Source organism: Runella aurantiaca (genome assembly GCF_003339505.1).
GTDB classification, from domain to species: Bacteria; Bacteroidota; Bacteroidia; order Cytophagales; family Spirosomataceae; genus Runella; species Runella aurantiaca.
In genome coordinates this window covers 68,966-82,123 of sequence record NZ_QPIW01000007.1, presented here as the reverse complement: position 1 = coordinate 82,123, position 13,158 = coordinate 68,966, and the positions used below count along the sequence as shown (strand labels likewise).

Here is a 13,158-nt window from a genome sequence, read left to right as displayed (position 1 = left end):
GAAGCAAACGGCCTGTCTTTAGGTATTTATAATAGATAAATCCCCTGATTATAATCCTAGAGATTTCAGTACTTCGGTTACTTTGGCGGCCGCTTCTTTGAATTCAATGGCTGAATATACTTTCAGGCCAGACTCATTGATAATGCGTGCACCTTCTTCGGCGTTGGTTCCTTGTAGACGCACAATGATAGGCACTGGAATGTTACCGATGGCCTTGTAGGCTTCCACAACCCCCGTTGCTACGCGGTCGCAACGTACAATACCTCCGAAGATATTGATAAGAATCGCTTTCACATTAGGATCTTTCAGGATGATACGGAAACCCGCTTCTACCGTTTTGGCATTGGCACCACCCCCTACGTCGAGGAAGTTGGCAGGCTCACCGCCCGAAAGTTTAATTAAATCCATTGTACCCATGGCCAAACCAGCACCATTTACCATACAACCCACGTTTCCGTCAAGTTTTACGTAGTTGAGGTTGCTTTCGCCTGCTTCTACTTCCAACGGATCTTCTTCGTTGGTATCGCGCATGATGGCGAGCTCAGGATGGCGAATCAGGGCGTTGTCGTCCAAGTTCACCTTGGCATCAATTGCCATGATTTTATCATCTGATGTTTTCAACACAGGGTTGATTTCAAACATAGACGCGTCAGACTCCCAATAGGCAGTATAAAGAGAAGTGATAAACTTCACCATTTCTTTGAATGCATTGCCTGATAGTCCGAAAGCAAAGGCAATTTTACGGGCTTGGAATCCTTGCAAACCTACGCGTGGATCTACCCATTCTTTGATGATTTTTTCGGGAGTATGCTCCGCTACTTCCTCAATATCCATCCCGCCTTCGGTACTTGCCATAATGACTGGACAGCCTTTGGCACGGTCGAGTAGAATTGAAATGTAGTATTCTTTGGGCTCAGAAGCACCAGGATAGTAGGCATCTTCTGCCAAAAAGATCTTATTTACTTTTTTGCCTTCGGGCCCTGTTTGGTGAGTGACCAAAACGTTACCCAAAAGATTGGTAGCGATTTCGCGCACTTGGTCGGGTGATTTCGCCACTTGCACGCCGCGTTGCTCCAAACCTTGAATTTGACCCTTTCCGCGTCCACCAGCGTGGATTTGAGATTTTACGACGACAAATTTTGAGCCCGTACGCTCGGCAATCGAACGGTAGGCTTCTACGGCGCGCTCTGGGGTATCAACGACGATACCGTCTTGAATGCGAACACCGTATTTCTTGAGTATTTCTTTTCCTTGGTACTCGTGAATGTTCATATTATATATTCTGGTGAGTGTTTGTAAGTTTTTGTTTTACCGTGCCAAATTACGGAAAATAACTGAATGAGAAATAGGATTTCTCTGGTTTTAGCCGAATGGGCCAGGATAAAGTGCAGAAAGTTTGGGAATAAGCGTCGTTCAGGCAATTTTTCAGACTTTAGGATTACTGCCCTACTGGAATAAATTGTAATAAGTATAGATAAAATAGAAATAAGTAACTATTTATTGCTTAATCCTAAAACTTTTCAGTAAATTCATAAACGGTGACCGTGATTTAGACGTTCTTTAGGAAACAAATCAACGTAAATCTTGCTCAAACGTTTATTCAATAGGTTTTGGAAGTATCGCTTCTACGTATCAGATCCTCCTATTATTACGATGGAAGGACTGTACCCACTTTTGCTTCTTTTGCTGTTAAGTATGGTGGCGCTTACATATCACATGATACGTATCCAATTTAAAGAAGCCGTGGATTTTTCGATGGATTGGAATTTATTTTTAAGTTGGATTCCTTTATTGGTCGCTTTTTTGGTGGATGTAACCGTAAAACGATTCGGAAAATTGCCCAAATGGGTAGGGTTTTGGAGTATTATCTGGTTGTTATTTTTCCCCAATGCCCCTTATATGATTACCGATTTGCTGCACATTTCGGTCAATATGGGCAGCGATTTGACTTGGCATGATATCATCATGCTTTTTTATTACGCAGAAGTTAGCCTTTTCAACGGGCTTGTTTCTTTGTATTGGATGCATCGTTGTTGGCAAAAAACCTTCACAAATACCACTGGCAACGTCTTGTTGGCCATCAGCTTACCGATGGCGGGCTTTGGTATTTATCTTGGCCGGATTCGCCGTTGGAACAGTTGGGATATTATTCACAACCCCAAAGAACTTTTGAGTGCGGTCTGGCAAAGCCTCACAGACCGCACTGCGCTGGTTCTCAGCCTAGAATTTGGACTACTGTTGAGTATGCTGTATTTAGTATTATGGATGTTGTTGCGCTTTCGCGTCAGACACATCAATGAATAACTCGTAGGGGTGTATTTACTTTTTTGAATCCCATTTTTCTCCTTTTTTCAAAATGTTTTCTTGATCACCAAAATCAGGGTTTTGATAAATGGCAACGCCATTGTGGTATTCAGTGACTGGCGTTTCTCCAAACCGGTGACGGTGAAAAGGAAGGGCTTCTTCGGTCGAATAGTGGCACACGTATGATTTACGGGTTTGGTCAGGATTGGTAATCAGGCCACCACCATGAGCCAAGGCAGAGTGCCAAATCAGGACATCGCCGCGTTTGATAAGCAGTGTATCTTTGGGAAGCTTTAATTCCGCACATTTTGTGTCAAGATAATCCGCAAATTCGAGCGCGGTTTTGGTTGAGCGGTTATTGTACAGAATTCCGTTGCCAAAATTGAACTTAGGCATTTTATGTGAGCCGATGTAATAGTACAACGGACCAGAATCAATTTTGATGTCTTCCAGTGGAATCCATGCGGCGGCCAAATGACTGGGAATTTTGGCCGTTACCCAAGGATAATCTTGATGGGTAGGCTGCTGACTGCCATACATAAACGTTAGGCTTTGCATCACCACCGTATTTTGTTGGAAAACCGCATCCAAAAAGTTAACAATGGCGGGGTGAGTCATGAGTTTTTTGCCCGCCACCGATAGGTTATGAAAGTCATTTAACTTTACGTATTTTCCCTGAAGGTCTTCTTTCGGGAAATCTTTGATGTGGCGTTCGCGGACGGGGTCAAACTTTGGAAGGTCGATGCGCGCCCACATTTTGTATTTTTCGGGATGCTCTACTAATTCTTCAACATCTGACCAAAATAAATCCAATAATTCAGACTGGATTGATTGTTCTAAAATAACGTACCCATTTTTTTGCCAGAACTTCAGCTTTTCGGCCAAATTGTAGGAGACGTCAAATTTGGGTTGGTATTTTTTTACAAATTCATCTACGTCTGCATCAGCCCGATCAATCCATGGAAGGGTTGCTTCATCGAATTCTGTTTGCGGAAATAATTGTTCTTTGGTAGCAATTACCTTTTGTTTTAGCGTAGTTAATAATCCCATGGCAAAGAGGAAAGTTAAATGATTGTTTCCCAAATATATCAGGATTCAAAGGGATTATCAAAATCTTCCTTTCAACAAATAAGTATCCGTACACGCATATAAAGAGGAATAGATGGTAAAATGAGGACGGTTGGTCTCGATGCATTTTTCGAGACGAAGCACGGGGGTATGCTCCGCAACACGCATTATATCGGTTAAGGGAGCTTGAGCGGCAGTAGCCCAAACTTTTTCTTCTCCACCTTTTACGATAATATTGTACCGACTCCGAAAGACGCCAAAAAGGGAGCGATTTTCTAATTTTTGTTTATGAAAATCAGGAACTTCTGCCGCTGGGAAAGCCAGCCTCTCAAAAAAAATCACCTCTTTGTTGACCAATCGTAAGCGCTCAAAATAATAAAATGGCTCATTTGGATGGATGGGCGCAAACAAAAAATCGATTGGAAAAGGCATCAATTGAGGTTTTTTCAGAATTTCGGTTCTGATGTCTTCCTCTTTGAGTTCTTTATGCAAAGGGTTTGGATAATGTGCTTGAATCGAAAGCATCCCCAAACCCACGGGAAGCGGTTGAACGATGCTTCCTTTTCCTTGGTATTTCTTGATAAATCCTTCTTCGGCCAACATCGAAAGCGCCTGACGGATAGTGGGTTGGGTTAGATTGTAGGTTTGTTGTAGTTCTTTTTCAGAAGGCAACAAACTCCCGATTTCATAGACGCCTTTAATGAGTTGTTGGCGTAAGGTTTCGTACAAATGTTGATAATGGGGGAGGCGGGCAGGTACTTCAGACATTGACGGATGGTTTTTTAATAAGGCAAAAATAGCGCCTCTTTTTTGAATATTTTTCTTAACATTGCATCATGCAACCAATTGTTCCGATACACTATTTCCTTATCGTTGCGGCGGCATTGTTCAGCATTGGACTTGCGGTCATGATTACCAAACGTAATGCCATTGCGGTGCTGATTGGCGTTGAATTAATTTTAAATGCGGTCAATCTCAATTTAGTAGCTTTTTCGCAATATGACCCTTTACGGCTTGAAGGCCAACTTTTTGCCTTGTTTGTAATGGTTGTTGCTGCCGCCGAATCGGCCGTTGCTTTGGCTATTATTCTGAAAGTGTACCGACATTATCAAACTACTGATTTAGATAAAATCAGTTCGATGAAAAAATAAACGGATTGTACGCTATTACGTGGATTTTTACGTTTTTAGGTAAGTAAACCTATACCGCTTCTTTATCAATTCAAGTGGTTTAACACACTCACAGGATGAATCGCATTGGCCTGATTTTATTTTTTTTAATTGCTGTCGGCACTTTTAGTGAGGCACAGCAAACTTCTAAAACCAAAAAACGCAAAGGTGATGCTCAAACGACTGCCGCCGCTAGTGGGGTAGACGACGTGACCATCTTAGGCATTAAAAGTAAATTTTTGAGCAAGGATACCAACTCGGTCGCTATTTTTATGCGGGTTGATTTGAGCAAACCCAATAATATCCCCGTCCGTTGGAAAGATTTTACGGATAAATTTACCCTTAACTACGTGCTGTATCCTGATTTTGCGTCTCGCGAGCGACTAGGTTACGGCAATATCCCTCTCAATGAGCAGAATGTGGTGCAGCTCAGTGCCACCAAATTTATGATTCGGTTTGACGTGAAAAGGCCAGTAAATCACGCTACGGCCGTTATGTTGGCCGAAATATCGGAAATTGGAACGACCAAAAAGGTGCTCAACGATTTGGCAGTTCGGTTCAACGCCCCCAAACTCAGCGACCGCTTTGCGTTGTTTGAGCGAACAGGTCAAGTCGTGATGCTCCAAAATTATGTCAACGTAAACGACACATTGCTCATCAAAGACATCAAAAAGACCGTGAAGCCGCTGTACGTCATGCGCTATAACCATGATTTCGAGGCGGCCTCGTCGCCGATGAATACTACGCCGCGCAACGCACCTCGTACGTTGGGCATTGATACAACTTTCATCATTAATACCAGTATGCCGCTTACGTTTAAAGAGGAGGGCTTGTATTATATGACCGAAGACACCACCGACGCCACGGGTATCGGATTGGTGGTAAGTAATAAACGTTTTCCTAAAATGACCCGCCCTGTTGAGTTGGTTCGGCCTGTGATGTATATGAGTCAGAATCAGGAAATCAACGAACTCCTAGGGACAAAAGACGCTAAAAAATCGCTGGATCGGTATTGGCTTTCGTTGATGAATGGCAACACCGATTTGGCCAAGCGTACCATAAGCGTATTTTATAACCGCGTGGAAGAAGCCAATCGACTTTTTACTACGTATAAAGAAGGTTGGAAAACGGACAAAGGAATGATTTTTATTGTGATGGGACCGCCCGACCGTGTGCAGCGCAGCAAGGATCGCGAAGTATGGGTGTACTCACAGCGCGCCAATTTTTCCGAAATTAACTTCACTTTTAATCGTCGGGCCAATCAATTTGTGGAAGACCACTATGAGCTCCAACGCTATGTAGAATACCAGCCCATTTGGTATCCAATGGTGGAAGCATGGCGCACAGGCGCGGTAAGGGATTAAGCAGAGTTTGTAGTTTTAAATTTTCTTCTATTTGCCTGTCCTGGTTTCAAGATTTTAGTCTTGTCCGTGATTTACTGTATATATGTTGGTGCCCATGCCTTGGTCGTTTACTTCACTCAGGCTATATTTTTCTGGGTGCGGCGCAAGTATTTTAAAAATATCGATTTCTAAAACTTCACAGATTTGCTCCAGCCTATCGAGATTCATGTTGGTTGTCCCATTTTCTATTTTACGGTAGGCTTCAAGACTGATGTCTAAATGATGTGCCATATCTTCACGCGAGAACTTTTTCTCCTTGCGAAGCTTTCCAATGTTAAAGTTGGCTAAGTTTTGTAAGGTTGACATGAGTCTAAAATTTTAGATCTAATTGGCATTACTTTGATATACTTAATCTATTTGCTTTTATATCACTTCAACTAATTAGACTTACAATGCAAACACTTGTCACTACGTATAAATACGTGTTTTTTTTAGTATTTATACTCTTTGTATTGTACCTAATTAATTAGAACCTCCGTTTTAATACGAAAAATTTATTTCTTTCTTTATAAAATACAACTAAAAGTGGTAGTTTTTTAAAAACAGGTTTTAGAGATTTGTGCCAACCAATGCAGCTCATGCGCGGCCGAGCTATGAAAGGCATTGGGAAAATCAATTTTTAAACAACATAAACTCCTTACATTTTATGAAAAAAGTATTGTTGACCGGTGCGTTGTTACTTACATTTGCTTTTAGCTATGCGGGTGAAGTAGGGGAGGAAAAAGAAAAAAGTAATCAAACAGTATTCTCTGAGGTAGAAAATAAATCCACGAGTGTTCCAGCAGAAGATCCTGCGTTTGAATGCTTCGGCCTAAGTTGCGGTACCGTCTGCGGTACTTGGAGTGGCACTCCTACTGCTGAGGAAGTTGTGGATATGTGGTATCAATTAGAGGACGCTTACTGTGGTGGATAGACCCGTGCTCATAAGTCAATTACAATAACAACGTAATCCAATATATACATTGATTGTTTTTATCGATGTATGTATTGGATACTTTCTACCAAATATTATGAAAGATAGAATATTTATTGTGTTTTTAATCTGGATAACTTATTCCGTGGCCTTTTGTCAAACTATTGATAAATATAAAGTAACGTACCGTGTGACTTACATTCCAGAACTCATTTCTAAAATTACAAAGACAGAATTAGCTTTTTTAGTAATTGAAAAAGCCAGAAGTTCAATATATGGCACCGAAAATTTGTTCAAACAGGATTCCATCAGAAGATTGATTCGAGAACAAAAAATCACCCCACAAGAAGTTATGAACAACAGATATCCTAAAACAGGGTTTCAGAGTTTTGTATCGAAACAATATGCAGATAAAACATTACAAGTTATTGATAAAATCGGAGTAGATAGTTATTTCTACACTCAGGCAAATGAATTGATTTGGTCACCTCAGCCAGATACATTAACAATACAGAAATATATGTGTCAAAAAGCTAATACTACTTACGAAGGGCGAAATTATACAGCTTGGTATACTACTGAAATACCAATTTCTGACGGTCCATATAAATTTTGGGGATTACCTGGGCTTATTGTTCAGGTCTATGATTCGGAAAAACATTACATTTTCAGTCTTGAAAGTTTAGAAAAATACGTAATGGAAACCTTACCAACGTTATCACAAGCAAATCGATTATTCAATGTTTCTTTCGATAAATACAAGAGTCTTAAAAAAGAGAGTCTTAAAAATCCTTTAAAAACATTAGAACAAGGGGGATTCAGAGTAGGGAATTTTAATGGCGCAGAGGCTGAAAGTCAGCTAAAAGAAAAACAGGTTAACCCAATAGAAAAATATTAGCTTTACGTTGTTTTAACTCCCCATGTCATAGTTAATTGCTTTGTATGAATCATCTCCCAACGGTATATTTTCAAATTGTATTATTTTCTTTGTTTTGTGTATTTCAAACTGTACCGCCAAAAGCGTATAAGGTGAGTTATAGTCTTGTTTATCAGCCCGATTCAACCAATAGAAAACGCGTTGGCTCTGAGACTTTCTTTCTTTACTTGAACAAAGGAGAGTCGTCAATATTTGGGTCAGAAGGTCGCTTCAAGAGTGATTCTATTAAAGATTTGGTGAATAAAGGTGTTCTGCCTCAAAATATTCAAATGGATAGTGAGTATAGATTTAAGACTAACTTTAGATATTTTGTTTGTAAAGAATATACCAAAGCAGAGACCATGGTTCACGAATCCCTCAGTACCGACCGATTTATCTATCCTATAAATACATTAGATTGGAAAATTCTGGCGCAACAAGACAGTATAGTGGGTTATTTTTGCACCAAAGCAACCACCCATTACGCTGGTCGAGACTATGAGGCTTGGTTTACGACCGACATCCCCATTTCTGACGGCCCTTACGTGTTCAAAGGTTTGCCAGGATTGATTGTAAAACTCAACGACGTGCGTAACCATTACGTATTTGTAATGCAAAGCTTTCAAGAAGATAAAATAGAAAGAACGTACAAGCCTGTTTATATGAATTCAGCACCTGTGCCAACTGACCGAGCAAAGGTATTTTCGCTACGAACTGAGTTTAGAAAAGATAGATACGAGTACATAAGACGTAGAACCGGCCGTAATTTTAAAAATGCTACCGTCACTACACCAGATGGGGTAACCAAACCCGCCAGCGAGGCCAGAGTCGACCGCAGTTGGGATAACAACCCCCTCGAATTAAAACCTTAAGTATGAAGCATTGGTGGGTTTTGGGGCTATTGGTATTGAACAGTGCTTTCGGGCAGGTTGTTATAACGGGCAAAATTACCCAAGCCAATCAAATACCTCTTGCCAGTACAAATATTACGCTTCATGTGCCGCGCTCGTCGGCTATTTTGGCATTTGCAATTGCAGATAAATCGGGCTTTTATTCGATTCCAGTCAAGTCGATGGCTGATACGCTAGTATTGAAAGTGTATCGGCTGGGCTATGCCACGCAACAACGCACCGTGTTAAATAAAACGCAAGAAGTAAATTTTGAACTGTCGGAGCAGGAAATCAAACTCAAAGAAGTTGTAGTAAAAGAGAAGCCCATTACGCGTAGTGGCGATACGCTCTCGTACTCGGTTAATGCCTTCAAAACCCAGTCAGACCGCGCCATTGGTGATGTCATTAGGCGGCTACCAGGTGTAGAAGTACAGCCCGACGGTAAAATTTTGTACCAAGGCAAAGCCATCAACAAATACTACATTGAAGGGCTAGATTTATTGGATGGCCGTTATAACTTGGCCAATGAAAACCTACCTGCTGATGCCGTGTCGCGGGTAGAGATTTTGGAAAACCACCAGCCTGTGCGTATGCTTGATAGTTTGGTGTTTTCTGAAAATGCTGCCCTCAACATCCGTCTCAAAAACAAAATAACCACTACCGGTACCGCCCGTGTGGGCGTAGGAGCAAGCCCGTTTTTGTGGGAGGCCAACGTTACTCCGATGCTTTTTACACGCGGCCAGCAGTTGATAGCCTCTTACCAAACAAACAATATCGGGCAGAATATAGGCCGTCAGATCAAAACGCTGACGATAGAAGATGTGCTCAATCCATTTGAAAAAGAGCCTGCCAAGATAGTATGGGCGCGTGTAATGCCACTGGCAGCACCGACTTTTTCTGACACGCGCTGGCTTGACAACAAAGCGCATTTGGGAACGATTAATTTCTTAAAAAAACTCCCGAAAGGCTACGAGTTTCGCGTCAACCTATCTTACCTAAACGACCACCAGCTACAAATAGGCCGAACTCAGACTATAAATTATACACCTACGGATACCATTAATATCTTAGAAGAAAAACGTAATGGATTTGCTTTCAGGACATTAGAAGGGAGTTTTGCACTTCAAAAAAACGACAGAGGTCAATATTTCAAAAATCAGTTTTCGTTTAAGCGGCAATGGGACAGCGAAACGGGGCTACTTTTGCTCAATGGTAATCCTCTGACGCAGCGCGTGAGTAGCCCATTTTATGCCCTTTCCAATCATTTGAAAGATATTTTCAAAATCAAAAAGCAGGTACTTACGTTGCAGTCTTTTATGAGTTTGCAAAACGCACCACAGTCACTATCCGTTACGCCTGGGCCGTTTTTAGGACTGATTAATAACAACTTACCCTACAATAGATTAAGTCAAGAGGTAACTTTACGTAGTTTTTTTACGCACAACATGGTTAGCCTCACGAAGGGGCTTGCGAGAGGCTTTTCGGTGTCGCCACAAGTTGGTTTTCAGGTAGAAAACCAACGCTTGCAAAGCCAGATAGCGCGGGGTGATGGGGAGGAGGTATTAGAACTTGTCGGTGGCACTTTTGAAAATCAGTTGGACTGGGGAAAAATACACGCTTATGCCAAATTACAAACCCAGTATCGTAGAAACAAGTGGCGCATAACGCTCAATTCGCCACTGAATTTTTACGATTTTTCGATACGAGATACGCCCCTACAACAGCAACAACGGAGGCAACAGTTTACGTTTGAGCCTCGTCTCAATACCAGCTACGAGGCCACGCCTTTTTGGACCCTCTCGACGACGATAGACCGACAAAATACTTTTGGCGAAATAGACAATGTTTTTTACGGGTATTTGCTCCGTACGTATCGAAACATCGAACGCCGCAACGCGCCATTGCCTGCCAATGTTTCGCACGGAGGTAGGCTGAACGCCAGTTATCGCAATCCTGTTGCCTCGATTTTTGGACATGCCTCTTACTCCAAGCGATTGATAGACAACAATTTACTTTACAGGACACAACTCAATGCCAACGGTGCCGCCGAAAGCTATGCGTTGGAATCGTCCAACCGAGCCATCAATGATGTGTTTATGGCGCAGGTGAGTAAATATTTTACTGAACTAAGCACCCAATTCACCCTCGAAGGTCAATTCGTGCAAACAGAGCGGCCGCAGATTATAAATGGCGTGGCTGCTACCGTCAGAAACCAAAATACGACCTATGGTTTTCGACTAGATGGCAAAGTAGCCAAATGGGCGGATTGGGAGTATCGTTACAAAAAAATGGACTTTTTGAATCAAGTCAATAAACGTACATATCCACCCACTTCCCAACAGCAGCACCAGTTTAACCTTAGTCTATATCCTGCTCGAAATCTGCACGTTGGCTTCAAAAATGAGTATTATGTCAATAGATTGGTGGCTAAAAGCAATCATACACTTTTCAGCGATTTGATAATACGCTTTACTTGGCAAAAGCGAAAAATTGATTTTGAAACGGCTTGGAATAATATCTGGAATACCTCCCAACTTTCGTTGGTTTCAACCAGTGCTTTCTCGTATCTTGAATCAAGCTATCAGCTACGCCCTATGCAGATGCTTCAGCGAGTGCGTTTTTCGTTCTAAAAAATTACGCTGTTCAATGGTGGAAGCATGGCGCACAGGCGCGATAAGGGATTGATTATCTGTTACTTATTTTTGATTAATATTTCAACGAAATTAGATAACACTACAACAAAAATCCCCGTCAGAAGCCTGACGGGGATTTTTGTATTTGAAGAGAGTACGAATTAGAAAAACAAGCCAATGGTACTTACTACATTAATGCTGCTGACGTTCAACTGTGCCGAAAAGTAATTGTTGGGGTCGTTGAGTTGATAAGGGGCAAAAGCATCCTTCGTGATTAGATATGTACCCGCCAAATCAATGTAAAAACGTTCGTTGCGATACCCTAACCCGCCTGAAAATGAAAGCTTGGCGCGGTTTAGTTTTCCCTCTACGTTGTAGTTCTGGCTGTAAATATTCGGCATATAACCGACTCCCGCCCGTACCCTAAAGGTATTGAGACGAGCCTCGCCTCCAGCCCGTAGATTAACGACGTTGTTGAACGTAGATTGGATTAAACGGCGATTATTGCTACGAAACTGGTTGTCATCTGGGGTACTGATGCCCATTCCTTTATAACCCACGTATTCGGCACTGGCGGTGAGGAAGCCTTTTTTGCCAAAGAAAAAAGTTGCGCCACCCGTGGCCCGCAGAGGAGTACGCATACTGTACTCAAAATCATAAGGTTCAATCGTTACCCGATTGGTGGGCAGTTGGTCAAAAGCCTGTTGCCCTTGTCCGTTCGTAACGGGGTTACCATTAGAGTCGTAAATCGGAACTCGGTTGTTTAAGACGTCTACGCCTACTTCCTCTTCGTATGTCATTTGCATATTACTCCAAGTGGGGCTGTGGAGTGAGGCCCCTAACTGTAAAAATTCGGTGGCTTTGTAAATAACCCCCGCTGATAGAAATACACCCGTTCCGTTGATATTTATATCCTCACGATAATCCAATCCACGAAATGCCCCACCGTTGACGAAGCGTTCGGCATAGTTTTGTTGGCGAATATAGGTGTGGCGTGAAAACCCTCCCGACACCCCAATGTAAAGCTTATCGGCATAATTTCCCGCATAGGCAAAAGTCCATTGCGATGAGCCACCAGAAAGCTCGATACTGCCAGTTTGTTCGAAGGAGGAACGTGATAAAGGAATGGGGCGGCGATAAGGGCCGTTGGCCGAAAGGGCATCTATTTGATAAAGATTATAAAAAGCCGATTCAATTGAGTAGGGGCGGCCATTGTTGTAGTCATTTTCGAGGGTTGTAACTGGAACGCCGTTTGCTAGTTCTGCAATGTCATCAATCATTGAACTGCGGTTGTTGGTACCACCGTAAGAAAACTGGGTGCCAGCGTTCACCTGCCTAGAATAACTGATTCCGAAAGAAGTACGACGCCATTCGCGGTTATAACTTTGGGGGTTTCCAGCCAGAATCAACGAAAATTGCGATAGGTTCGGATTGACCTTTTGGTCGGTCGTGGTGTTGCCAATATAGTCGGCTTTGTTGTTGATAGAATAAAAAGTCGGGCTGAGGCTTATCTCTGAGCGATTGAAAAAAGCAATGCCGGCGGGGTTCCCAAAAATATTGCTTGCATCTCCCCCAAGTGACGCGTGATTGCCACCAACACCCTGAAAGCGAGCGGTTCCATTTTGGGTAATTTGGGATAATTGAGAAGCCGCATTGGAATAAAGACGGCTTTGGGAAAAAACGTGAGTTGTGGTCATTCCGACGACAATTCCCACTAAAATGTGACGTGTTCTCATGGCAGAGTTAAAACGATTTCCCTGTTAAAATAATATGTGGAGCCTTATTTATTGTTAAAAGTACATTTATAAGCAAGAAAAAACCTCGCCATTCAAAAATAGCGAGGTTTTTTATGAAAGCGAATT

The 13,158-nt window shown here is 42.1% G+C and carries 12 protein-coding genes; 7 read left to right on the top strand and 5 right to left on the bottom strand.

From position 1 onward, the window contains the following. Positions 1–48: 48 nt before the first annotated feature. Positions 49–1,272 (bottom strand): ADP-forming succinate--CoA ligase subunit beta, encoded by a 1,224-nt coding sequence (gene sucC, locus DVG78_RS10745; RefSeq protein WP_114065384.1) that lies wholly within the window; start codon positions 1,270–1,272, stop codon positions 49–51. Positions 1,273–1,716: 444 nt separating this feature from the next. On the opposite strand from sucC, the gene DVG78_RS10740 reads away from it, so the two are divergent. Continuing rightward, positions 1,717–2,304 carry a DUF1361 domain-containing protein gene (locus DVG78_RS10740; RefSeq protein WP_229598194.1) on the top strand — a complete coding sequence of 196 codons (588 nt, stop codon included), beginning with the start codon at positions 1,717–1,719 and terminating at the stop codon, positions 2,302–2,304. Positions 2,305–2,319: 15 nt separating this feature from the next. Here DVG78_RS10740 and DVG78_RS10735 read toward each other — a convergent pair whose 3' ends face one another. Together DVG78_RS10735 and DVG78_RS10730 are read right to left on the bottom strand one after the other, a co-directional pair. Further along, positions 2,320–3,354, bottom strand: a complete 1,035-nt coding sequence (locus tag DVG78_RS10735; RefSeq protein WP_114461234.1) for a phytanoyl-CoA dioxygenase family protein — start codon at positions 3,352–3,354, stop codon at positions 2,320–2,322. 57 nt (positions 3,355–3,411) lie between these two features. Further along, positions 3,412–4,140 (bottom strand): GntR family transcriptional regulator, encoded by a 729-nt coding sequence (locus DVG78_RS10730; RefSeq protein WP_114461082.1) that lies wholly within the window; start codon positions 4,138–4,140, stop codon positions 3,412–3,414. Positions 4,141–4,208: 68 nt separating this feature from the next. Here DVG78_RS10730 and nuoK point away from each other — a divergent pair, with 68 nt between their 5' ends. Together nuoK and DVG78_RS10720 are read left to right on the top strand one after the other, a co-directional pair. Further along, a complete protein-coding gene (gene nuoK / locus DVG78_RS10725; protein ID WP_114065388.1) occupies positions 4,209–4,523 on the top strand; it encodes an NADH-quinone oxidoreductase subunit NuoK in 315 nt (104 codons plus the stop codon). A gap of 95 nt (positions 4,524–4,618) precedes the next feature. Then, entirely contained in the window at positions 4,619–5,905 is a 1,287-nt protein-coding gene (locus DVG78_RS10720) for a GWxTD domain-containing protein (protein WP_114461081.1), read from the top strand. Between the two features lie 54 nt (positions 5,906–5,959). Here the strand turns inward: DVG78_RS10720 and DVG78_RS10715 are convergent, their stop codons facing one another. Further along, the gene (locus tag DVG78_RS10715; RefSeq protein ID WP_114461080.1) at positions 5,960–6,250 is read right to left on the bottom strand and encodes a helix-turn-helix domain-containing protein; all 291 of its coding nucleotides are present in this window, start codon (positions 6,248–6,250) and stop codon (positions 5,960–5,962) included. Between the two features lie 340 nt (positions 6,251–6,590). Between DVG78_RS10715 and DVG78_RS10710 the strand changes: the two genes are divergently transcribed. From DVG78_RS10710 to DVG78_RS10695, 4 genes are all read left to right on the top strand, one after another. Continuing rightward, positions 6,591–6,857: a hypothetical protein gene (locus DVG78_RS10710; RefSeq protein WP_114461079.1), complete on the top strand. Its 267-nt coding sequence runs from the start codon at positions 6,591–6,593 to the stop codon at positions 6,855–6,857. A gap of 97 nt (positions 6,858–6,954) precedes the next feature. After that, positions 6,955–7,755: a GLPGLI family protein gene (locus DVG78_RS10705; protein WP_114461078.1), complete on the top strand. Its 801-nt coding sequence runs from the start codon at positions 6,955–6,957 to the stop codon at positions 7,753–7,755. A 44-nt stretch (positions 7,756–7,799) separates the two neighbouring features. Then, positions 7,800–8,645, top strand: coding sequence for a GLPGLI family protein (locus DVG78_RS10700; protein ID WP_114461077.1), 846 nt, complete (start codon positions 7,800–7,802; stop codon positions 8,643–8,645). 2 nt (positions 8,646–8,647) lie between these two features. Beyond that, positions 8,648–11,293: a hypothetical protein gene (locus DVG78_RS10695; RefSeq protein ID WP_114461076.1), complete on the top strand. Its 2,646-nt coding sequence runs from the start codon at positions 8,648–8,650 to the stop codon at positions 11,291–11,293. A 164-nt stretch (positions 11,294–11,457) separates the two neighbouring features. Here the strand turns inward: DVG78_RS10695 and DVG78_RS10690 are convergent, their stop codons facing one another. After that, the gene (locus DVG78_RS10690; protein ID WP_147277046.1) at positions 11,458–13,032 is read right to left on the bottom strand and encodes an OmpP1/FadL family transporter; all 1,575 of its coding nucleotides are present in this window, start codon (positions 13,030–13,032) and stop codon (positions 11,458–11,460) included. Between the last annotated feature and the right edge of the window lie 126 nt (positions 13,033–13,158).